The organism is Klebsiella sp. 1SOBk10mer (assembly GCF_046602535.1).
Classification (GTDB): domain Bacteria; phylum Pseudomonadota; class Gammaproteobacteria; order Enterobacterales; family Enterobacteriaceae; genus Klebsiella; species Klebsiella quasipneumoniae.
On the sequence record NZ_JBKIUP010000003.1, the window covers coordinates 303438 to 324820 of the forward strand.

General features: G+C 59.6%; 23 protein-coding genes and 3 pseudogenes. 13 read left to right on the forward strand and 13 right to left on the reverse strand.

Annotated elements, in window-relative coordinates; all coding sequences use genetic code 11:
• The first annotated feature begins 15 nt into the window (after positions 1–15).
• Positions 16–210 carry a hypothetical protein gene (locus ACLH1I_RS11385; protein WP_004203980.1) on the forward strand — a complete coding sequence of 65 codons (195 nt, stop codon included), beginning with the start codon at positions 16–18 and terminating at the stop codon, positions 208–210.
• A gap of 112 nt (positions 211–322) precedes the next feature.
• On the opposite strand, the gene ACLH1I_RS11390 is transcribed toward ACLH1I_RS11385, so the two are convergent.
• Together ACLH1I_RS11390 and ACLH1I_RS11395 are read right to left on the reverse strand one after the other, a co-directional pair.
• Positions 323–1072: a hypothetical protein gene (locus tag ACLH1I_RS11390; RefSeq protein ID WP_004203979.1), complete on the reverse strand. Its 750-nt coding sequence runs from the start codon at positions 1070–1072 to the stop codon at positions 323–325.
• Positions 1073–1322: 250 nt separating this feature from the next.
• Positions 1323–2702, reverse strand: coding sequence for an amino acid permease (locus ACLH1I_RS11395; RefSeq protein ID WP_004203977.1), 1380 nt, complete (start codon positions 2700–2702; stop codon positions 1323–1325).
• Positions 2703–3036: 334 nt separating this feature from the next.
• On the opposite strand from ACLH1I_RS11395, the gene ACLH1I_RS11400 reads away from it, so the two are divergent.
• The 3 genes from ACLH1I_RS11400 (at position 3037) to ACLH1I_RS11410 (ending at position 5620) form a co-directional block, all read left to right on the forward strand.
• A complete protein-coding gene (locus tag ACLH1I_RS11400) occupies positions 3037–3516 on the forward strand; it encodes an Lrp/AsnC family transcriptional regulator (protein WP_002902405.1) in 480 nt (159 codons plus the stop codon).
• A 251-nt stretch (positions 3517–3767) separates the two neighbouring features.
• The gene (locus ACLH1I_RS11405) at positions 3768–4382 is read left to right on the forward strand and encodes a YitT family protein (protein WP_040218056.1); all 615 of its coding nucleotides are present in this window, start codon (positions 3768–3770) and stop codon (positions 4380–4382) included.
• A 38-nt stretch (positions 4383–4420) separates the two neighbouring features.
• Positions 4421–5620: an amino acid aminotransferase gene (locus ACLH1I_RS11410; protein ID WP_151628558.1), complete on the forward strand. Its 1200-nt coding sequence runs from the start codon at positions 4421–4423 to the stop codon at positions 5618–5620.
• A 28-nt stretch (positions 5621–5648) separates the two neighbouring features.
• Here ACLH1I_RS11410 and ACLH1I_RS11415 read toward each other — a convergent pair whose 3' ends face one another.
• The 3 genes from ACLH1I_RS11415 to ACLH1I_RS11425 are packed head-to-tail and all read right to left on the reverse strand — an operon-like array spanning position 5649 to position 8135.
• Positions 5649–6317 (reverse strand): methionine ABC transporter permease, encoded by a 669-nt coding sequence (locus ACLH1I_RS11415; RefSeq protein ID WP_151628557.1) that lies wholly within the window; start codon positions 6315–6317, stop codon positions 5649–5651.
• Entirely contained in the window at positions 6310–7323 is a 1014-nt protein-coding gene (locus tag ACLH1I_RS11420) for a methionine ABC transporter ATP-binding protein (protein WP_151628556.1), read from the reverse strand. The genes ACLH1I_RS11415 and ACLH1I_RS11420 overlap by 8 nt, the downstream gene beginning before the upstream one ends.
• Before the next feature lie 8 nt (positions 7324–7331).
• Positions 7332–8135, reverse strand: a complete 804-nt coding sequence (locus ACLH1I_RS11425) for a MetQ/NlpA family ABC transporter substrate-binding protein (RefSeq protein WP_198079772.1) — start codon at positions 8133–8135, stop codon at positions 7332–7334.
• A gap of 220 nt (positions 8136–8355) precedes the next feature.
• Here ACLH1I_RS11425 and ACLH1I_RS11430 point away from each other — a divergent pair, with 220 nt between their 5' ends.
• Entirely contained in the window at positions 8356–9531 is a 1176-nt protein-coding gene (locus tag ACLH1I_RS11430) for an aminotransferase class I/II-fold pyridoxal phosphate-dependent enzyme (RefSeq protein WP_017898758.1), read from the forward strand.
• 19 nt (positions 9532–9550) lie between these two features.
• Here ACLH1I_RS11430 and ACLH1I_RS11435 read toward each other — a convergent pair whose 3' ends face one another.
• From ACLH1I_RS11435 to ACLH1I_RS11445, 3 genes and pseudogenes are all read right to left on the reverse strand, one after another.
• On the reverse strand, positions 9551–9910 hold the full coding sequence (locus ACLH1I_RS11435; RefSeq protein WP_048294633.1) for a hypothetical protein: 360 nt from the start codon (positions 9908–9910) through the stop codon (positions 9551–9553).
• 206 nt (positions 9911–10116) lie between these two features.
• A complete protein-coding gene (locus ACLH1I_RS11440) occupies positions 10117–11028 on the reverse strand; it encodes an NmrA/HSCARG family protein (RefSeq protein ID WP_117131627.1) in 912 nt (303 codons plus the stop codon).
• Positions 11021–11891, reverse strand: a pseudogene (locus ACLH1I_RS11445) (MBL fold metallo-hydrolase). The gene ACLH1I_RS11440 and the pseudogene ACLH1I_RS11445 overlap by 8 nt, the downstream one beginning before the upstream one ends.
• 87 nt (positions 11892–11978) lie before the next feature.
• Between ACLH1I_RS11445 and ACLH1I_RS11450 the strand changes: the two are divergent.
• Positions 11979–12902 (forward strand): LysR family transcriptional regulator, encoded by a 924-nt coding sequence (locus tag ACLH1I_RS11450; protein WP_131076501.1) that lies wholly within the window; start codon positions 11979–11981, stop codon positions 12900–12902.
• Between the two features lie 21 nt (positions 12903–12923).
• On the opposite strand, the gene ACLH1I_RS11455 is transcribed toward ACLH1I_RS11450, so the two are convergent.
• Complete coding sequence (locus ACLH1I_RS11455) at positions 12924–13829, reverse strand: LysR family transcriptional regulator (RefSeq protein WP_151628553.1); 906 nt, start codon at positions 13827–13829, stop codon at positions 12924–12926.
• Between the two features lie 138 nt (positions 13830–13967).
• Here ACLH1I_RS11455 and ACLH1I_RS11460 point away from each other — a divergent pair, with 138 nt between their 5' ends.
• Complete coding sequence (locus tag ACLH1I_RS11460) at positions 13968–14897, forward strand: aromatic alcohol reductase (protein ID WP_151628552.1); 930 nt, start codon at positions 13968–13970, stop codon at positions 14895–14897.
• A gap of 31 nt (positions 14898–14928) precedes the next feature.
• Positions 14929–15135, forward strand: coding sequence for a DUF1471 domain-containing protein (locus ACLH1I_RS11465; protein ID WP_032431226.1), 207 nt, complete (start codon positions 14929–14931; stop codon positions 15133–15135).
• A 50-nt stretch (positions 15136–15185) separates the two neighbouring features.
• Here the strand turns inward: ACLH1I_RS11465 and ACLH1I_RS11470 are convergent, their stop codons facing one another.
• Complete coding sequence (locus ACLH1I_RS11470; RefSeq protein ID WP_151628551.1) at positions 15186–16064, reverse strand: AraC family transcriptional regulator; 879 nt, start codon at positions 16062–16064, stop codon at positions 15186–15188.
• A 159-nt stretch (positions 16065–16223) separates the two neighbouring features.
• Between ACLH1I_RS11470 and ACLH1I_RS11475 the strand changes: the two genes are divergently transcribed.
• Positions 16224–16979, forward strand: a complete 756-nt coding sequence (locus tag ACLH1I_RS11475; RefSeq protein ID WP_017898767.1) for an SDR family NAD(P)-dependent oxidoreductase — start codon at positions 16224–16226, stop codon at positions 16977–16979.
• Positions 16980–16983: 4 nt separating this feature from the next.
• On the opposite strand, the gene ACLH1I_RS11480 is transcribed toward ACLH1I_RS11475, so the two are convergent.
• Positions 16984–17577: a TetR/AcrR family transcriptional regulator gene (locus ACLH1I_RS11480; RefSeq protein ID WP_004203957.1), complete on the reverse strand. Its 594-nt coding sequence runs from the start codon at positions 17575–17577 to the stop codon at positions 16984–16986.
• Between the two features lie 73 nt (positions 17578–17650).
• Between ACLH1I_RS11480 and bdcA the strand changes: the two genes are divergently transcribed.
• Both bdcA and ACLH1I_RS11490 read left to right on the forward strand, forming a co-directional pair.
• Positions 17651–18364 (forward strand): SDR family oxidoreductase, encoded by a 714-nt coding sequence (gene bdcA / locus ACLH1I_RS11485; protein ID WP_004203956.1) that lies wholly within the window; start codon positions 17651–17653, stop codon positions 18362–18364.
• A gap of 492 nt (positions 18365–18856) precedes the next feature.
• Entirely contained in the window at positions 18857–19423 is a 567-nt protein-coding gene (locus ACLH1I_RS11490) for a DJ-1/PfpI family protein (RefSeq protein WP_004203955.1), read from the forward strand.
• Between the two features lie 141 nt (positions 19424–19564).
• Here ACLH1I_RS11490 and ACLH1I_RS11495 read toward each other — a convergent pair.
• A pseudogene (locus tag ACLH1I_RS11495) lies at positions 19565–20188 on the reverse strand (SDR family NAD(P)-dependent oxidoreductase); the annotation flags it as partial.
• Here ACLH1I_RS11495 and ACLH1I_RS11500 point away from each other — a divergent pair.
• Both ACLH1I_RS11500 and ACLH1I_RS11505 read left to right on the forward strand, forming a co-directional pair.
• A pseudogene (locus ACLH1I_RS11500) lies at positions 20186–20365 on the forward strand (LysR family transcriptional regulator); the annotation flags it as partial. The pseudogenes ACLH1I_RS11495 and ACLH1I_RS11500 sit on opposite strands and share 3 nt — an antisense overlap.
• A gap of 302 nt (positions 20366–20667) precedes the next feature.
• Positions 20668–20856, forward strand: coding sequence for a hypothetical protein (locus ACLH1I_RS11505; protein ID WP_004183775.1), 189 nt, complete (start codon positions 20668–20670; stop codon positions 20854–20856).
• Between the two features lie 71 nt (positions 20857–20927).
• Here the strand turns inward: ACLH1I_RS11505 and ACLH1I_RS11510 are convergent, their stop codons facing one another.
• Complete coding sequence (locus tag ACLH1I_RS11510; RefSeq protein ID WP_096833733.1) at positions 20928–21371, reverse strand: ATP-binding protein; 444 nt, start codon at positions 21369–21371, stop codon at positions 20928–20930.
• Between the last annotated feature and the right edge of the window lie 12 nt (positions 21372–21383).

The window sequence follows — 21383 nt, forward strand, 5'->3', positions numbered from 1 at the left end:
GGACAGGAGAAGCTCATGTACTACACGTTAGGAGATACCACTCTCCATTTTTATCGCTATCAGTGCAAATTTTACGTCGCCCACTGGGAAGGAGGGAACGTGATGGACGAAAAATTTAAACCGTTTATCGAGCAGATCACTGAGAAGACCGGGCTGGACGCGAAGCGCGTCGAGACCGCCGCGCGCGATTATTTTACTAACGTGGATTAACAGGCAGCCTGTTGCTGTATACCAAAGGCCAGGCCGACGCGCCTGCCGTTGATGTTTCCCCTTCCGCCGCCAGGGCCCTCGTTGTCGCTGGCGGCTTTTCTTCCTGCCGGCGCTAAACGGTGGTCAGTTTTGCAAGGATCGCAGCGAAGGTGTCGCTGACGTTATCGCCGGCGAGCATTTTTTTGCGCAAGGTGATACTTCTGCCTGTCGACGGGATGAGCAGCCGGACTTTCGCATCATGACTGCCGCGCTCAGCGAGAACTACATCGCGCAAAGGAATAATGTAGGTGTCGGCATAGAGACCCGGCGTAAATATCATCGACTCGCCGCTGACGCCAATCACCACCCGATTCTGCAGACGATAGCCGTTGCACAGCGCCAGAATACCGGCGGCAATAAATACGCCGCCAATACCCATGCCAATCATTAAGATAATTATCCCGGCGATGAGCGCCAGCGCTCCCTGCGGATAAAAAGCGGATGCATTAAAGGTTAATAGCTGGTGATTATCGTCGCGGCTCATCGCCCCGGTTGTTGACCGCCACGGGGTAAAACCGGCGTTAATCCGCGTTTGAAAGCTGAACAGGCTGCCGACCAGAAAGATCATGCTGATGGGTATCATCACGATACCGCCAATAAAGGCTAGCACAATGGCCATATAAGGATAGCGGCCAGACAGCATAATGCTGAGCGCCTGAACCACCACGGCGATAAACAGGGCAAGAACCAGCCAGGACCACATGCTGTCCACCCGACTATGGAAATTCAGTTGTCCTTCATCGAGTAATAAATTACGCGCGACAAAACAGATAATAATATTGACGAACAGGCCAATCCAGGCCAGCTTGTGCACATGCTTCATACCCTACTCCATTATGTATTTTACCATTCCATTTCCAGGCATTATAAAATAAAGACTCAATGCCGGCTGGATAGTAGCAAAGCGGTACGCAAGATCAATAAAAAGCGCGCGGTCACCTCACATTCTCATTTATATTCAGCGTGATATTGTTAGTTATCATTTATCGTAATTATATAAACCATCCTATATATTGGCGCTATATGTTTTCAGCGCAACAATATCGCCCTGCCGCCACGCAGGGCATCGCAGATTAACGCTCCTCCAGCGCCGCCACCGGCTCCAGCGCGCTTTTCCTGCGCAGCAGATAGCCTGCGGCAAGGATCAGCAGCCATACCGGGATCAGGCAGACGGAGATGCGGATGTCCGGGGTCAGATACATCACTCCGAGGATCCCGGCGAGAAACAGCAGACACAGCCAGTTTGTCAGGGGATAGGCGAAACTCTGGAAAGCCGTTACCTTCCCGGCCCGCTGCATCGCGCGGCGGAACTTAAGATGAGTGATGCAGATCATCGCCCAGTTGATGACCAGGGCGGCCACCACCAGGGCCATCAGCAGGGCAAAGGCTTTCCCGGGCATCACATAGTTAATCACCACGCAAAGCGCCGTGGCGACGGCGGATACCGCCAGGGCGGTCAATGGGATCCCGCGGTGGTTCACTCGCAGCAGCGCACGCGGGGCGTTGCCCTGCTGAGCCAGGCCGAACAGCATCCGGCTGTTGCAGTAGACGCAGCTGTTGTAGACCGACAGCGCGGCGGTGAGCACCACCAGATTGAGGGCGTTGGCCACAATATTGCTGTCAATGGCGTGAAAGATCAGCACAAAAGGGCTTCCCCCTTCCACGACGTTCCGCCACGGGTAGAGTGACAGCAGGACCGCCAGCGACCCCACGTAAAACAGCAGAATCCGGTAGATCACCTGGTTGGTGGCTTTGGGAATGGTTTTATGCGGCTCATCGGCTTCCGCCGCGGTGATCCCCACCAGCTCAAGCCCGCCGAAGGAGAACATGATCACCGCCATAGCCATCACCAAGCCCGTGATGCCGTTAGGGAAAAATCCCCCGTCCTGCCATAGGTTGGCCACCGTCGCCGCCGGGCCGCCGTGACCGCTAAATAACAGATAGCAGCCAAAGGCGATCATGCTGATGATGGCGGCCACTTTGACAATCGAGAACCAGAACTCCAGCTCGCCATACACTTTGACGTGCGTCAGGTTGATGGCATTGATCGCCACGAAGAAGATCGCCGCCGACAGCCAGGTGGGTACCTCCGGCCACCAGTACTGAATATAGATCCCCACCGCCGTCAGCTCCGCCATGCTTACCAGCACGTACAACACCCAGTAATTCCAGCCTGACATAAACCCGGCGAAGGGCCCCCAGTAGCGGTTGGCGAAATGGCTGAACGAACCCGCCACCGGCTCCTCTACCACCATTTCGCCAAGCTGACGCATGATAAAGAAGGCGATAACCCCGGCGATGGCGTATCCCAGCAGGACCGAAGGGCCTGCCATACGGATCGTTTGCGCAATACCTAAAAACAGTCCGGTGCCGACCGCCCCCCCGAGGGCAATCAACTGGATGTGGCGGTTTTTTAACCCGCGTTTTAACTGATGCTCTTGCTGCGTTGTCATCTCTGACCTGCCCCTGTCTGTAAAAAGTCACTTTCGCCGGTAGCAACTTTCAGGCCAGCGGAACGCCGCGCAGCAGCAGACAAAAAGTAATTCATTGAATTATATTCAATTATTGTTTTCGTATCAGTTCCGGTAGCTGCTCATCGCGGCGCTGACCTGGCGCATCACACGCGAAAAATGGCCAGATTACGCACAGATCATGAGAAAAAGAGCGACTTAATGCATGAACCTGACCCGTTTTGGTGCATCCGCTTTGCCGCCGTCCGCCCAGGCTTCACGCCAGGCAAAAAACTGTTAGGCTGTTAGCCACTTTTACGTTCCGCTAGTGGCCACTATGTACAACATCGACGACTATGATCTGAAAATTCTTACCCTGCTGCAGGCCAATGGCCGTTTAACCAATCAGGAACTGAGCGAGCTTATCGGACTGTCCGCTTCCCAGTGTTCGCGCCGCCGTATCGCCCTTGAACAGGCGCAGCTTATCCTCGGCTACCATGCGCGTCTGGCGCCGGATGCCGCCGGGCAGGAGATGCTTGGCCTGATTGAGGTGCGTCTGCTGAATCACACCCCGCAATGCGTGGAGAGCTTTCATCAGATGCTCAGTGAAGTGGACGCCATTCTGGACGCCTGGAAAACCACCGGCGACGCCGATTATCTGCTGCGGGTAACGGTCCCGGACCTGCCCGGTCTGAGCCATTTGATCAGCCATATTTTGGCGCAAAACAAAGGGGTGGCCCATCTGAAAACTGCCGTTGTGCTCAACCGCCTGAAAGAGAACGGCCAGCTGATGCCGGGCACGACCCCGCTGCGCTGAACCGGGGCACAGTGCCCTGCGCTGGTGCAGACGCGGGGCCAGACAATGCGCGACAAGCGGCAAATTCGCACAATTCACGCATTAGGAAACCATAAAACGCACGACCCGTGCAATTTTCTCTTCCTGTCAGAACAACAGGTTAGGCTAAACCACGGCTATTTTTTCCGCAAACGATCGCCCGGGCACTCTCCGCTGGTGCGATTTTTGCAAACAAGCGCTTATCCTTGTTAACGAAAAGATAGTGCTTATTTATGGATAACGTCCTTTCCCCTGAAAAACTGACCCACACCTGGCTGGAGGATACCCTGGCGCTGCTGTTCGGCACGCTAATGATCTCCTTTGGTATTATCCTGTTTCGTCAGGCCGGTGCCCTGACCGGCGGGACGGCAGGCATGGCCTTTCTGATCCACTACGCCACCCACCTGCCGTTCGGCGTGGTTTTCTTCGCCATTAATCTGCCCTTCTACTGGCTCTCCGTCCGGCGGATGGGCGCCGCCTTCACGCTGAAAACCTTCTGCGCGGTCGGACTGGTGTCGCTGTTCTCCGACCTGCACGGCTACTTTATCCATGTCGATCGCCTGAACCCCTATTACGCCACCCTCTTCGGCAACATCATGGTCGGTATCGGCTTTGTGGTGCTGTTCCGCCATAAAGCGAGCCTCGGCGGCGTCAATATTCTGGCCCTCTATCTGCAGGATAAAAGCGGCATCCGCGCCGGTAAATTCCAGATGGTAGTGGACGCCTGCATCGTCACCGCCTCCCTGTGGGTGGTTAGCCTGCCGATGCTGCTGGTCTCTGTCCTCGGCGCCGTGATTTTGAATTCGATTATCGCCATGAACCACCGCCCCGGACGCTATGCGGTGTAATGGCTTCACCTTTAACGGTCATTTCAGGAGTAACCACTGTGTTCCAGAACGTCGACGCCTACGCGGGCGATCCTATCCTGTCGCTGATGGAAGCCTTTCAACAGGATCCCCGGGCAGACAAAGTTAACCTCAGCATCGGGCTGTACTATAACGAGCAGGCCATCATTCCTCAGCTGGAGGCGGTCCGCCAGGCCGCTGACCGGCTACAGAGCCAGTTGCAAAAGGCCAGCCTCTATCTGCCGATGGAGGGACTGGCGCCCTATCGCCGCGCGGTCCAGACGCTGCTGTTTGGCGAACATCATCCGGCGTTGCGTGCCGGACGCATCGCCACCATCCAGACGCTGGGCGGCTCCGGCGCGCTGAAGGTGGGCGCGGATTTTCTCAAGCGCTACTTCCCCGACTCCGCGGTCTGGGTCAGCGATCCGACCTGGGAGAACCATGTGGCCATCTTTGCCGGGGCGGGCTTCGAGGTGCATACCTATCCCTGGTTCGACAGCGCCACTCGCGGGGTCAATTTCCCCGCCATGCTTGCCGCCCTCCAGCAGCTCCCGTCGCGCAGCATCGTGCTGCTCCATCCTTGCTGCCATAATCCGACGGGGGCCGATCTCACCCCCGAGCAGTGGGATCGGGTGATTGAGGTGTTGATCGCCCGGGAGCTGATCCCGTTCCTCGATATTGCCTACCAGGGCTTTGGCCGTGGGCTGGATGAAGATGCCTATGCCATCCGCGCCATCGCCAGCGCCGGGCTGACGGCGCTGGTTAGTAACTCGTTCTCGAAGATTTTTTCGCTGTACGGCGAGCGTGTCGGCGGCCTGTCGGTGGTCTGTGACAATGCCGATGCCGCCGGGCGCGTGCTGGGCCAGTTGAAAGCCACCGTGCGCCGCAACTACTCCAGCCCGCCGGGGTTTGGCGCCCAGGTGGTGTCGCAGGTGCTCTACGATCCCGAGCTGAATGCCCTGTGGCAGGAAGAAGTGGAGGCCATGCGCACCCGCATCAGCGCCATGCGCGTCGCGCTAGTGAAATCCCTGCAGACAGCCCTGCCGGCGGAGGATTTTTCCTATCTGCTGACCCAGCGCGGCATGTTCAGTTACACCGGCTTTAGCGCCGATCAGGTAGACGTTCTGCGCGAAGTGCACGGCATCTATCTGATCGCCAGCGGTCGGGTCTGTGTGGCCGGGCTCAACCACGGCAATATTGCGCGGGTAGCCAGCGCCTTCGCCGCGGTCTGCGCACGCTAGCCGGGGCAACCCCGGCGCGGATTAGCGGTTATTCGCGACGCAGCCGGCGAGCCAGGCGGGTACCCAGCGTCTGAATAAGCTGGACAATAACAATCAGCACCAGGGCGGTGGTGAGGGTGGCAAAGGCGTCGAAGCGCTGATAGCCGTAGGTGATCGCCAGATCGCCGATCCCGCCGCCGCCCACCGTTCCCGCCATGGCGGTCGCGCCAAGCAGACCGATGGTCGCGGTGGTAAGGGCCAGAATCAGCGACGCCGCCGCCTCGGGCAGCATAAAGTGCCAGACGGACTGCAGAGGGGTAGCGCCCATGGCGTCTGCGGCCTCAAGGATCCCCTCATCCACCTCCAGCAGCGAGCTCTCCACCAGCCGGGCAATATAGGGGGCGACAAAAACGATCAGCGGCACGATGGCCCCCGCGGTGCCGATAGTCGTGCCCACCAGCAGCCTGGTGAAGGGCAGGATCACAATCAGCAAAATGATAAACGGCAGCGAGCGCAGCACGTTAATCAGCGGATTCAGCGCCTGATGCACCACCGGGTTGGCCACGATGCCGCCGGGACGACAAACCACCAGCACAATTCCCAGCGGGACGCCGATCAGCGCGCCAAAGCCCAGTGAGATGGCGACCATAATCAGGGTATCATGCAGCGCCAGCAGAAACTGCTCGCCGGTAATGGCGGTATCAATCAGATCAAACATGGGTGATTTTCACTCCTGCGTCGGCCAGATGGGTGATAGCGCCTTCGGTTTCGTCAGGCTCGCCGAGGAGTTGCACAATCATAAATCCCAGTATCCGGCCCTGAACTTCGGACATGCTGGCAAACAGGATATTCACCTCGACAGCATACTCGCGGATCAGGTGGTTAATGATCGGCTGCCGGGCCGTCGCGCCGATAAATTCGAGGCGTAAAGCCCGGGCGCCGTTATCGCGCTGCAGGAGCGACGCCACCCGCTGCGGCAGGCGATCGTGCACCACCGACTGCACGAAACTGGCGGTGACCGGATGCTGCGGCTGGGCAAAGAGATCGAACACCGTCCCCTGCTCAACAATGCGCCCGGCCTGCATCACCGCCACCTTGTGACAGATTTTCTGGATCACTGACATTTCATGAGTAATCAGCACAATGGTGATGCCATAGCGGCGATTAATCTCCTGCAGCAGCAGTAAGATCTGTACCGTGGTGTGGGGGTCGAGCGCCGAGGTGGCTTCATCGCACAGCAGCACCGACGGGTTGGTGGCCAGCGCCCGGGCGATACCGACCCGCTGCTTTTGCCCTCCCGACAGCTCATTAGGATAGCTGTGCATTTTGTCGCTCAGGTCGACAAACGCCAGCAGCTCCGCAACCCGCGCCTGGATAAAGGCCTTGTCGCGGCCCTGCAAAATAAGCGGGATAGCGATGTTATGAAATACCGTTTTCGAATTCAGCAGATTAAAATTCTGAAAGATCATGCCGATATCTTTTTTGATCGCCTGCAGTCGCTGGCCGCTGCAGTCCTGTAGCGGCTCACCATTCAACACCACCTCGCCCTCGCCCGGCGTTTCCAGCCGATTAATCAGCCGCAATAAGGTGCTTTTTCCTGCGCCGCTGTAGCCAATAATGCCGAAAATATCGCCCCGGTCGATACTGAGATTAATATCCTGCAGGGCCAGAACCGGATGCCCTTTTCTGGAAAAGGTTTTACTGACATGGCGAAATTCTATCATTGCGTTATTCATTTTAAATAATCAGGCAGCAGGTAACCATCATACTGCGGATGGCTGAGAATATATTTTTTGAAATCGGCAGAGTGATAGCCGTCGATAATATCTTTGGCAAACTGCGCCTTCTGATTTTTACCGGCAACGGTTACGACGTTAATAAAATGGCTGGTGGCGGCCTCCAGCTTTAATGCCGAGGTGAGCGCCATGCCGCTGGAAACGGCGAAATTGCCCTGAATCAGGCCATAGTCGACGTCCGGCAGCGCGCGAACCTGCTGGGCATTGTCCATCTCCTTAAGCACGATTTTATAGGGGTTAGCAACGATGTTGCGCTGGGAAAAGGTGGCGGGATCGCTGTCCGGTTTAATCTTCACCCAGCCCAGACTTTCCAGCACCAGCACCGCGCGATATTCGTTCGACGGCTGGTTTGGCACCGACACCACCGTGCCGGCTGCCGGGGTGCCCAGGGTGGTCAGTTTACCGCCATACAGGCCCATCGGCGGTGTGGGTACCTGCACAATGCCCACGTTATCGGCCCCCAGCCGCTCATTGATCGCTTTCAGGTATACCGGATGCTGCATAATATTCGCTTCGATATCACCGCGGGCTACCGCGTCATTGACCTGAATACCGTCGCTAAAATCTTTATATTCGATTTTATACCCTTTACTCAATAAATAGGGGGCGACCCCTTTTTCAAATTGCTCTTTATACGGCCCGGGATTGAAGCCGATACGAATAATTTGATCTGCGGTGGCGTAAAAAGAGGTAGCGGATAACAGGGCGAGCGTCATCCCGAGCGCAACTGACTTGTTCATAAGGTATTTTCCTGGAAGGTTGGCGATATTGAGCGATTAAATCACAGCCGCAAGAGGGTTGTAAGCCAGAACGCCGGATTTCCTTTTGCTTATTCCTCATAACCTTTTGCCATCCCGACATATCCTAAAAATAATCATCCTTTGCAGATATTGTTATTTAGCCAGGCGCCATAAATCCCTTAAAGATGGCAGATTATTGATGACGTAAACCGGGAAAATTATGCCTGATTTTGCTGCTTCACCGCTGGTGGACGCCCTGGAAGAGAATCTGTTCAGCCTGCTGGAAAACCTGGCCGCGGAGGTCAACACCGACATGCTGCCGTTGATCGACCTCTCCAGCGGCAGTCCGGATCAACCCACCCCGCCGGAAGTGATTGACGCGCTGCAGAGCGCCATTCATCGTCGTGAAAACCATGGCTACCCCTCATTCTGGGGCAAGCCGCAGGTCCGCGAAGCGATCGCCCATTTTTATCGCCGCCAGTATGATGTGGAATTCGATCCGCACAGCGAAGTCGCGGTATTTCAGGGCTCGCATATCGGTATTGGCGGCATCCCGCGGGCGCTGCTCCGTCCCGGGCAATACCTCATCTCCACCGATCCCTGCTATCCCATTTATCGCTCAGCGGCGCTGCAGTCCCAGGCGACGTTTTATGGCCTGCCGCTCAGGGCTGAGAACCATTTCCTGCCGGATTTTAACGACCTCCCCCGGGAGGTGGCTGCCAAGGCCGGGCTGGTGGTGCTTAACTATCCGCATAACCCCACCGGCGCCCTCGCCACGCCGGCGCTGTTCGCCAGCGCCCTGCAGTTTGCCCACCGTCACCAGGTGCCGATCCTGCACGATTTTGCCTATGCGGCCATCGGCAGCGCGGCCAGTGACGCGCCGCTGAGCCTTTTCTCTCAGCCCGGCGCGAAGGCGTGGGGAGTGGAAACCTACACCTTCTCCAAGACCTTTAATATGGCCGGCTGGCGCTTCGGCTTCGCGGTCGGCAACGCTTCGATCATTCGGGCATTTAAAAAGCTGCACACCCACAGCTACAGCACGGTGTTTGGCGCGATTCAGGATGCGGCGATCGCCGCGCTCAGCCTGCCGGCAGAACGGATTGCGCAGCTGACGGAGGCGTATCATCAGCGCCGGGAGTGGGTTCTGCGTCGACTGGCCGCGCTGCGCTGGCCGGTTCGTACCGCACAAGGCACGTTCTTCCTCTGGCTGAGCGTGCCGCCCGGGTACCGTTCACAAGAGTTTGCCCGCCTGCTGCTGCAGGAGGCGCATATTCTGGTGGCGCCAGGCACTGGTTTTGGCGAAGGGGGCGAAGGGTTTATCCGCATCAGTCTGACGGCTGGGGACGACGCGCTGAGCAACGCGCTGGACCGTCTCGCCCGGCTGGCGCTGTTTTAGCGCCCGCCTCGCGGGGCCGTTACACCTTCAGGTAGCCCGCCATGCGTTGAATACGCGCGGCGGAATAGTCATAGCAGGCGCTGGCGGGTTTACCCAGTACGCGATATTTGGCGCCATTGTAAAAGGCGGTCTTATTCTCCTCTTCCAGAAAGCGCCGGGAGACGGTGTCGCTGAAAATACGGTCGCCATCCGACTGCGGCTGATAGCGGCTATATTTGACGCTCTCCCACGCCACGCCGATCGGCTTATGATCATAGCCGGTCATACAGAACAGCCGGTTGGAGGCCAGCAGATCGGCCTCGATGGTTTTAAATTCCGCCGCCGTAGCGGCGCAGGTCATGCTTAACAGGCAGGCCGAAGCCCATCGGTAAATTGTCATTATTCAGGCGATCCCAGAGTGTTTCCTCCATTGTAAGCGGCTGAAAATTCTGGATGTTCGCTTTTACCTATCGTTGTGCGTGAAAACCGCTTAAAATTTTACAATCGTACTCCTCGTGAGTTGTCTTAACGACCTGTAGGCCCTCCCTGCGCAGGTCGTCACGCCGGGCCAAACACCGAGACGCCGGCGCAGAGGAGGTATCGCCTTTAACGATTAAACGCCCAGCTGGCCCCGCTGGTCAGCGCCCGCTCGAAGGCGGGACGGCCGGGGCCCGCCAGCCAGCCGGCGAAGGTGTGCAGCTGCGGATGCAGCTGGCGCATGGCGTCGAGGTCGGCGTGCCCGGCCAGCCGCCCGTCGTCCACCAGCCCGGTCAGCTTGTGCAGAAAAGGGCTGGCGGCCAGCACCTCATCGGAAAATCGCGAATAGGGGATCGGCCGTCCCGCCGCCGCGGAGAATAACGCCTCCAGTTGACGGCCGGTCACGCTGTCGCTGGCGATCTCGAACGTCTTGCCGGCAAACCGCGCTGGCGCGGCAAAAACTGCCGCGACTAGATGGCCGATATCCTCCACCGCCAGCACCTGCATCCTCCCCTCTGGCAGCATAAAAAAGTGAAAATGACCTTCATCAAGGCCAAAACCGGGCATCACCAACAGCTCCATAAAGGTGGCGGGACGCACGATGGTCGCCGCCAGCGGCAGGCGGCGGATATGCCGTTCAATTTCCGCTTTGGTGTCATAATGCGCTACGCCGGTGGGCGTCTCCCCCGCCGCGCTGCCGGAGCTGTACACCAGATGCTTCACCCCGCACTCGACGGCGAGGTCGGCGATGGTTATCCCGTAGCGTACCTCCTGCTCATCGGTCACCGTCCCTCCCGGCGAACTGGGCTGGACGCTGAAGACGCCGTCGACCCCGGCCATTGCCGATCGCATTGCCGCCCGGTCTTCAAAGGTACCCACCACCAGCTCGGCTCCCCGTGCCGCCAGCGCGACGGCCCCGGCGGAGAAAGGATCCCTGACCAGCGCCCGAACCCGCCAGCCGCGGTGCAGCAGCGCCCGCGCCACCGAGCCGCCCTGCTGACCGGTGGCGCCAAAAACCAACACGCTTTGCGTATTATTCATCACTGTTTCCCCTTATCTGCAGCTTGTTGCCCGGCCTCTCGCCAGCGATAGTCACCTTGCTTATCCTCCTCCAGCCAGCCGCAGGAAGACCCGGCAAAATGCCCGGTGAACCATTGAGCATGATGGCTGGCTCCCCACGCCATCATCTCCCGTCGGGAGGCTTCCGCCTGCCGGGGATCGCCGCAGAACGCCGAGTTCCAGTGCGGATGGGTAAACTGGCGCGGGGAATGAAGAAGATCGCCGGAGAAACAGGCGTAATCATCTCCGGCGGCGAGGATCAGCGCGGCATGGTCCGGACTGTGGCCGGGGGTGGGCACAAAGGCGATCCGCCCGCCGACCCGCGGCCGGGCCGCCACATCGACGGTTTCCAGCAGGCCGGCTTCGATCACCGGCAGCAGGCTGTCGAGCCACAGCGCCCGGTAGCGTTCGCTGTTTTTCACCCGCGTCAGCTCTTTTGCCGAGCACAGGTAGCGGGCGTTGGGGAACAGCGGCACCCAGCGATCGTCCTGCCAGACGGTATTCCATCCGACATGGTCGGTATGCAGGTGAGTCAGTAGTACCAGGGTCACCTCCTCCGGGTTCACTCCCGCGGCGCGGAGATTCTCCAGATACGGCGTGTTAAGTTGATGATAGAGCGGATTGCCGCCGCGTTCCCGGCCGTTGCCGGTGGCGGTATCGATAACAATCAGATCGTGGGGAGTCTGTACCACCCAGCTGTGGATCGACAGCGCGATTGGCTGATTATCGGCGTCCGCCTCCGTCGCAGGGAACGCTGCGGGATAGAGCGCCGCCGGCTGCAGGCTAATCTCGCGCTCCGGAACTTTGAATATCAGGCTGTCGCCTGTCTGGTAAGCTTGCATCACTCCCTCCGCACGCATTGCGCTGGTTGATTTATCGGGGTGATATTCACTATGCTGCCGGGATAACCCACATTCAAATTGATTATTATAATGAAGAAAATCATTGAAAATGATTTTAGTCGTATCGATCTGAATCTGTTGACGGTCTTGATGGTGCTGTACCGCGAAGCCAGCGTCACCCGCACCGCAGAGGCGCTGCATCTTGGCCAGCCGGCCATCAGCGGGGCGCTGAAACGGCTGCGCGAGATGTTTGACGATCCACTGTTCGTGCGCAGCGCCAGAGGCATGCTGCCGACGCCGCGGGCGCAAGCGCTGATGACCGAGCTGCAGCCGCTGATGGAACACCTGCATTCGGCAATGTTTGGCGCCGGGGAGTTTTCCCCCGCCAGCGCCCAGCAGCTTTTCCGCGTCGGCCTCAGCGACTGGAGCGAACACTGGCTGATGCCCCAGCTGTTACCCGGACTGATGCAGGAGGCGCCCGGGGTGTCGCTCCAGACACTAGCCGCCGACCCCTTCCAGGTACGCCAGCTGTTGGAGGAGGATCGCATTGATGTCGCGGTATCCCTCAACAAACAGAGCCGCGGGGAGATCGTCAGTGAACCGGTGATGAGCATGGGGGTGACCACTCTCTGGTCGCCGCAGCAGATCCCCTGCCGCGGGCCGTTGTCGGTGGGCGATTTCGTCGCCTGGGAACATGTGATGGTGGCCTATCGCGAAACCGGCCACGGGGAAATAGACCGCCAGCTCGCCAGTCAGGGACTCGCGCGGCGCGTGCGCTTTGCCACGCAGAATTTCTCCACCTTTCCCCTGCTGCTGACCACCCTGCCGCTCTTCGCCACCGTCCCCCAGGGGCTGGCGCAGCGCTGGCAGGAGCAGTATGCCCTGCGCGGGGACGCCCCGCCGGTGGCCTACCCGGAATTTACCCTGTGTATACTGCGTCACAAACGCCGGGCGCAGGATCCGGCGCTGAACTGGCTGATAGCGAGGATAAAACAGGCCATGCGCGGACCATAGCGGGAGCGAATGCCACCGACATCAGGCCTCGCTGAGCGGGGGTTGCAGAACGCGTCTGCTCCAGTCATAAAACGCGCGTACCGCCGGCGGCAGATAGCGGTTTTGCGGATAAACCAGCGACAGGGGAAGATCAGAAGCGGCCTGCTCCAGACAGGCGACCAGCGCGCCGCTCTGCAGATAAGGTTGCGCCAGATAGCTGGCGATGCGGATCAGGCCCAGCCCCTGAACGCCGGCCTGGATATAGGCATCGGTATCGTCGACCACCAGCGTCTCCTGCATGCGGATCGCGCAATCGCCGTCATCGAGGGAGAAAAGCCAGTCGATGGTCCGCCCGGTACGGTGTTTCAGGTAGCCCACCGCCCGGTGCTGGTGCAGTTCGTCGATGCTCTGCGGCCGGCCGTGGGCCGCGAGCCAGGCCGGCGAGGCGAGGACCATCCAGCGGTAGCGGGCCAGAGGACGCGCCACCAGGGTGGTGGAATCTTCGATTTGTCCGCTACGGATCACGCAGTCGAATCCCTCCTGGATAATATCTTCCACGTTGTCGCTTGAGCAGAGGATCAACTCCAGGTCAGGATACTGCTGCAGAAACTCGCCGATCCTTGGCAATACGCAGTGCCGGGCAAGAGATTGCGGCATCCCCACCTTGAACCGCCCGGCGGGCTGGGCCGAGCGGCCGGGAAAGGAGGCTTCCATCGCCGCCATCTCGGCCAGCAGCCGTTTACACTCCGCGTAATACCGGCGTCCCTCGGCCGTCACGCTGAGCTTGCGGGTGGTGCGCTGAAGAAGCTGCGCCCCCAGCCAGGCTTCCAGCTCCTTCACTACCCGCGACACCGTTGAGCGCGGCTGCCCCAGCACCTCCGCCGCCCGGGCGAAGCTGTGGGCATCCACAACCGCAACATACAACTGCATGGCATCCAGTCTGTCCATTTCGTTCTCCACTGGCGGTTATTATCCCATTAAGACGAACAGTCTAACCCGAAATCCTGTTCTTATCTAATGATGCCCCCCCCCCTACACTGAGCCTGTAGCCAGTCAATACAAGGCTTAACTGAGTAAGGAGTTAAAATGAAATCTGATAATCTTAACCACGAGGAAAAGGTATTGGTGCTGGGAGCGGGACAACTGGGCGCCGCCGTACTGGATGCGCTGGTACCTGCGGTGATCCAGCGCCAGGGCGCGGTCTCGGTTATCGTCTCGCCGGCGGCCTGGGATGAAGCCGGCCAGCTGCGGTCGGCAAACCACCGGGCGCTGGCCGACGCCGGGGCCACCTTTCTCGCCGTCGACATTGCCGGTAGCGACATAGAGACGCTGGCTGGTCAGTTTAGCGGATTCACCACCGTGATTAACTGCATGGGCTTTGTAGCCGGTCCGGGGACACAGCTAAAAATTACCCGCGCGGTGCTGGCCGCCGGAGTGCCCCGCTATTTTCCCTGGCAGTTTGGCGTCAATTACGATGTGGTCGGCAAAGGCAGCGGCCAGCCGGTGTGGGACGAGCAGTATGATGTCCGGACCCTGCTGCGCGCGCAGCAGGCCACGGAGTGGGTCATTGTCTCCACCGGCATGTTTACCAGCTTTCTCTTCGAGCCAGACTTCGATGTGGTGAATTTATCCACCCGAACCCTTCACGCCCTTGGCGGCTGGGACACCCAGGTGACCGTCACCTCGCCGGCGGATATTGGCCGCCTGACCACCGCGATTTATCTGCATCAGCCGCGGATCGTCAACGAGGTGGTGTTTGTTGCCGGCGAAACGACCTCTTACCGCCAGCTGGCGGAAACCGTGGAGCGCGTGACGCAGCAGACGTTCAGCAAAGCCGTTCACACCCTGCCCGCCCTGCTGGACCAGCTGCGGACGGACCCGGATAACGCCATGCTGCGCTATCGCGCTGCCTTCGCCCGGGGGGATGGCGTGTGGTGGCCGATGGGCGACACCTGGAATGCCCGCCACCATCTGCCGACCCAGGACATTGCCGGCTGGCTGCAGGCCGCGCGCTGATTTTCTCTCACAGGACAGAATGAAAATGAAGATGAAAAAGTTAATTCCACTGATCGTATTGAGTTGTCTGCTGCCGCTGGCGGTCAACGCCAGAACCATCACCGTCACCGGCGATACCCTGGACAACGCGGAGAGCAAAATTCGCCAGCAGGCCGCCCGCGAGGGCGCAACCGCCTATCGGATCATTGAGGCGCGAATGGGCAACAAAGTGCATATTACGGCGACACTCGACAACTGAACCACCGCTACCCGGCTCAGGGAGGAGCCGCCGCCATCCCGCGCGCCAGGTCAGGTGCTCATTTTCTCCCGTCGGCGATCGCGGCCCGGCGGCGCACCGTACAGGCGAGCGTATTCCCGGGTGAACTGGGACACGCTGATATAGCCCACCTCGCCGGCCGCCTGGGCAATGCTCATCCCTTCCGCCAGCATCAGGCGGCGGGCGTGGATCAGGCGCAACTGCTTCTGAAACTGCAGGGGCGACAAGGTGGTCATGGCGCGGAAATGACGGTGAAAGACAGAGACGCTCATGCCGGCGGCGTCGGCCAGCGCGTCGACGCTGACTGGCTGCATAAAATCCCGGCGCAGCATCGCCACCGCCCGGCGGATCCGCGCCGAATGGCTGTCTACAGCGCCCAGCGCCCGGATGGCTGGCCCGTGAACACTCTGCAACAGCCAGTAATGCAGCTCCCGCCGCAGCCCTTCGCCTAACACCGCCAGCGCCCCCGGTTGATCAAACAGCCTTGCCAGCCGATAAGCGGCGTCCGTCACGTCAGCATTCATCGGTTCGATACCGACGCGGGGCGCCTCATCCGGACCAGATGGCCCGGCCTCCTGCAGCTCGCGCAGGATAGCCAGGTCCAGCTCCAGCACCAGCGCGTAATAGGGAAAGCGCTGACTGGCCTCGGTGATCTGGCTGGTGGTGGGAACATCCGCGGCGATCACCATCGCCTCCCCCGGACCGTAGTCAAAGCTTGCCAGGCCGGTGGTCACGCTTTTGCGCCCCTGCAGCAGCATAGCCACTAACGGCCTGGCGATGGCCGCCTGCAGATCGCCGGGGTGCAGGGCCCGCACCAGGGTGATGCCGGAAACCGGGGTGACCGCCACCCCGCTGCTATCGACATGAGCATCGGCATACCGGCGGCAGAGAGCGAAGAGTTCGTCGCGCATAAGATCCTTTCAGGCAAATTTTACAGCCTGAGTATGCGCTATTTCCCGCCAGAGGGGAGTGTATGGAGAGGAATGGGCAAAAAATAACAAGGATTGGGCAACCCGGTCTGGTAGGCCCCCCCCTATTGTAAGGACTCCACATACCAGAGAGGATCGAACATGACTAAGATTGCACTTATCACCGGCGCCAACCGCGGCCTTGGCCGTCAGACCGCACTGGATATCGCCCGCCAGGGCGGGGACGTCATCGTCACCTACCGCGGCAATATTGAACAGGCGGAAGCGGTGGTGGCCGACATTCACGCTCGCGGCCGCAAGGCCATCGCCCTGCCGCTGGATATGGCGCAGACCACCCGCTTTCCGGCCTTCGCCGACAGCCTGAGCGCTGCGCTGGCCAGCGTCTGGGGACGGAACACCTTCGATCATCTGATCAATAACGCGGGACACGGCGAATTTGCCCCGCTGGCCGAAACGCGCGAGGCGCAGTTCGACGGGCTGTTTAACGTCCACGTCAAGGGGGTGTTTTTCCTCGTTCAAACCCTGCTGCCGCTGCTGGCTGACGGTGGACGGATCGTTAACTTCTCTTCCGGACTGACTCGCGTCTCATATCCTGGCTTCTCCGCCTACGCTGCGGCCAAAGCGGCCGTGGAGATGCTGAGCGTGTACATGGCCCGCGAGCTGGGCGGGCGCGGCATCACCGTCAATACCATCGCCCCCGGGGCTATCGCCACTGATTTTGGCGGCGGGCTGGTGCGGGACGACGCGAGTGTTAACGCGCAGTTTGCCGCGATGACGGCGCTGGGACGGGTGGGCGTTCCCGAGGATATTGGGCCGATGATCGCCAGCCTGCTGCGTGACGATAACCGCTGGGTAACCGCCCAGCGGATCGAAGTCTCGGGCGGACAGACTATCTGACCACTCAGGCCGGCAGGATACGCTCCAGCGCCACGCCTGCCAGCCGCACGGTCTCCAGAAGACGCGGGAGGCTATCCCCTTCCCGCGCTTTCGCCGACAGACCAAGCATCAGCGTATCCATATAGTCAGTCACCCGCAGCGCATCCTGCGGGTGATGGCGGGCGATATACTGCTGGATTTTGGCCCTCGCCGCAGCATGCCATTCGCCTGCCGCCACCCGAGCGTCGGCATCCTGACAATGTCCCCCCTCCAGCACCAGGCAGCCGGCGGCGGCCGGATCGGCTACATATCGTCGAGCCGCCTCCTGCAGCACGGCGATGAGCGACGCCGCCACCGGCTGGTCGTCCTGCAACAGCGTCTCTATGGGGATGGCCCCGGTCTGGCTGTAGCGCTGCAGGACGCGGGTATACAGGCCGAGCTTGCTGCCGAAAGCGGCATAAAAGCTTGGGGGGTTGATGCCGAAAGCCTGGGTCAGATCGGCCACGCTCACCGCGTCGTAGCCTCGCGCGTGAAAGAGGCGCTGAGCCGTTTCAATAGCCTGTTCCGCATTGAACTGACGGGGGCGCCCCGGGGTACGCCCTTGTTTTGTAGTGGTCACTATATTAATCCTTGACAGCCTGTTTTGCCGCAGCATATTGTAATCATCACTACAATATCATGAGGTGCGGGATATGACAGCGTTTCACAACAAATCAGTGCTGGTTTTAGGTGGAAGTCGGGGAATTGGCGCGGCGATCGTCAGGCGCTTTGTCGCCGACGGCGCGTCGGTCAGGTTCAGCTATTCCGGTTCGCCGGAGGCGGCCGAGCGGCTGGCGGCGGAGACCGGCAGCACGGCGGTGCAGGCGGACAGCGCCGATCGCGATGCGGTGATAAGCCTGGTCCGAGACAGCGGCCCGCTGGACGTGTTAGTGGTCAATGCCGGGATCGCCATTTTTGGCGATGCCCTGGAGCAGGACAGCGATGCCATCGATCGCCTGTTCCGCATCAATATTCATGCCCCCTACCATGCCTCCGTGGAAGCAGCGCGCCGGATGCCGGAAGGCGGGCGCATTATTGTCATCGGTTCGGTCAATGGCGATCGCATGCCGGTGCCGGGAATGGCGGCCTATGCGCTCAGCAAGTCAGCCCTGCAGGGGCTGGCGCGCGGTCTGGCACGGGATTTTGGCCCGCGCGGCATCACGGTCAACGTCGTCCAGCCCGGCCCAATTGATACCGACGCCAACCCGGAGAACGGCCCAATGAAAGAGCTGATGCACAGCTTTATGGCCATTAAGCGTCATGGCCGACCGGAAGAGGTAGCGGGCATGGTAGCCTGGCTGGCCGGTCCGGAGGCGTCGTTTGTCACAGGCGCCATGCACACCATCGACGGAGCGTTTGGCGCCTGATGACCCACGGCGGCGGCGCGCGCTTTGCCACGCCGCTGTCCTGACGTCATGGTCCACTGGATTCATCAGGCCAAGCTGTCGATCGCCATAAAATACGATCTTCGGTGAGGATCAGTCTCGCCTCCGGGGGACTGGTGCGCTTTGCGGATCCGTCCCCGGCGCCAGACTTAGATAACAAACCTCTCGCGCCACCGCGCCGCCGGGTGCCTCAAGGCTCAGAATTAAAACCCCTTTTCCATGCCATCCCACAGCTGCTGCGGCACGATATTGCCGCTGCGCTCGCCGTTTTTACTGCAGCGCGGTGTGCCCCTGAACAGGACGCTTTTCTGTGGTAACAGACATTAGCATTGGCGAAAAAGTTGCCGTTACCAAAAAAACATGAACCCGGTTACAAGATGCGCATGCCACCGTCTTCAGCATCCTGAGGAGGTCGCATTCTGCGGATCGCCAGGCTATATCTATGACACCTTTCTCCCACAACGAGTAAAAATAATGAGCAAGAAGATCCTGATGCTGGTCGGCGATTACGCCGAAGATTACGAAACGATGGTCCCTTTTCAGGCTCTGCAGATGATTGGCCACCAGGTCGATGCGGTCTGCCCGGATAAAGCCACCGGCGACTATGTGATGACGGCGATCCATGATTTTGACGGAGCCCAAACCTACAGCGAAAAGCCGGGGCACCGCTTCACCCTGAACGCCGATTTTGCCGCGGTGAAGGCCGAGGATTACGACGCGCTAGTGATCCCCGGCGGCCGGGCGCCGGAGTATCTGCGTCTGAACGAGCAGGTGATTAAACTGGTACAGGCGTTCGACGCCGCGCGTAAACCTATCGCCGCCGTCTGCCACGGGCCACAGCTGCTGGCCGCCGCCGGTATTCTGCAGGGGCGGACCTGCAGCGCCTATCCGGCCTGCGCCCCGGAGGTGCGTCTGAGCGGCGGGCATTATGCCGATATCGGTATCGATCAGGCGCATGTTGACGGCCATCTGGTCACTGCTCCCGCCTGGCCGGCCCACCCGCAGTGGCTGGCGAAATTCGCCGCCCTGCTGGCGGAGTAACGCATTTTCTCTGACCAGACAAATGGACTATCGCCGCGCTGGTGCTCTCTTGCTTACCGGCCGGCGGTTTTCGAGCTGCCGTTTCCGCTACAGTCAAACCTGACCAGCTCAGCGATACGCTGGCCGGGTTATCTCCTCGACTCAGATGCGCATTCCCCCGGAAACTTCAATGCGCTGAGCATTAACCCAGCGATGATCATCGGATAACAGCGAGGCGATCATCGGCCCGATATCTTCTGGCACCCCCGGTCGGCCAAGCGCCGTCATGTTCGCCACCGCCTGAGCGACCTGCGGGTTATCCCGCTCCACCCCGCCGCTGAAATCCGTGGCGATGGCGCCCGGCGCTACGCAGTTTACCGTGATCCCGCGGCCGCCCAGCTCAAACGCCATATAACGGGTCAGGGTTTCCACCGCAGATTTCATGATCGCATAGGGCGCCCGGTTCGCCATCACGATACGGGTCAGTCCGGACGAGATATTCACAATTCGCCCGCCATCCGCCAGCAGCGGCAATAATTTTTGGCTGAGGAAAAAAAACCCCTTCACATGGATGCGATAAAGCGCATCGAACTCCGCTTCGGTAGCATTCAGAAACCCCATGCCGCTGGCATTGCCGGCATTATTAACCAGGTAATGAAACCGATCGGCCCCCAGCGCCGTCAGCGCCTCCTGAAAGGCGCTGACAAACCCGTCAAAGGTGTCGGTTTCGCCGGCGCTGAAGGGCAGCGCGATCGCCCGCGAGCCCTGAGCTTCAACCCGCGCGATCTGGCATCCGGTGTGTTAACGGAGGTGCTGGCTGATTTTCGCCCTGCGCCGCTGCCGCTCTCCCTGCTCTACCCCAGCAGCCGGCAGCTCTCTGCCCGGGTACAGGTATTTATCGACTGGGTGACGGCGCTGATGAAGGCGCTCCTGGCGCAGCAGGCATCCGGAAGGCTAAAATAATGTTTGCTATTATTTGCGGCTCGTGCGTTAATCGTTAAGTTGATTTACCAGACGAAAAGTTATTATCTAAGTACGTGTTCTCATCTCCAGGCGTTATCCCTGATACCACCTTCCTTTGAGCAGTCCCGTTAGTATTTTTCTTTTTCTGTAAACAGGCCCTGTCAGCCCCCTGTTGGCTCGTTAAACAAGCCCTCCGACTGACCCAATACCCGGCTTACTCCTAACAAAAATCAGCCGCATTAATTTCCCTGAAAACGACCATTGTCTTTTCAACAGAACATTACCCATACAAGGTTTACATTATGATTGAACATATCCATTTTAGATGCCCATGCTGCCATGGCTCCCAGTACAGAACGTCCCAGTTTGACGTGACGGAAAAAAATCCCTTTGGTGCGAAATGCATTTTCTGCAAATCGGCCATGATGACGTTAGATACTCTTCGCCCTTATCACCTGGGCGCGCTGTCCACCGCTCAGGCCCAGCCATAAGACGGATGAAGAGGGTGAACGCGGGCGGGAAAATTCCCCCGGGGATTCACCTGGGGGCAAGCTCTGTTCCTTCACCTGACGCGATCGTCGGTGGAATGGCGAAGAGCGGCATCCGGCAACGCTTTTATCAGGGTCGTCACATTCTCCCCGGCGCGGGTTTCCACATTAAAATAGTCCACCGCGCGCAGAATAAGCCGCAAACCTCTGCCGCTTTCCGCTAACGGATCGACATCGAAGCGCTCATCGCCACGCGCCAGCGCCAGGCGCTCGGCCGGAAAGACCTCTCCCGCATCAATAAAGCGCAGCGTCACCCGGTCTTCCGCCGCGATAAATTCGACACGAAAAACACGTTGCCGATCCTCATGCAACGCATAGCGAATGATATTGGTGGCCGTCTCACAGACGGCAAGATCGAGCGCGAAGCGCCACTCCTCCCCGACGGACAGCGGCGCCATTTGTTGAGCCAGCCACGCCGCCAGCGGTGATAGCGAGCTGAGTTGGGCAGGAAAATTCATGACGTTATTCAC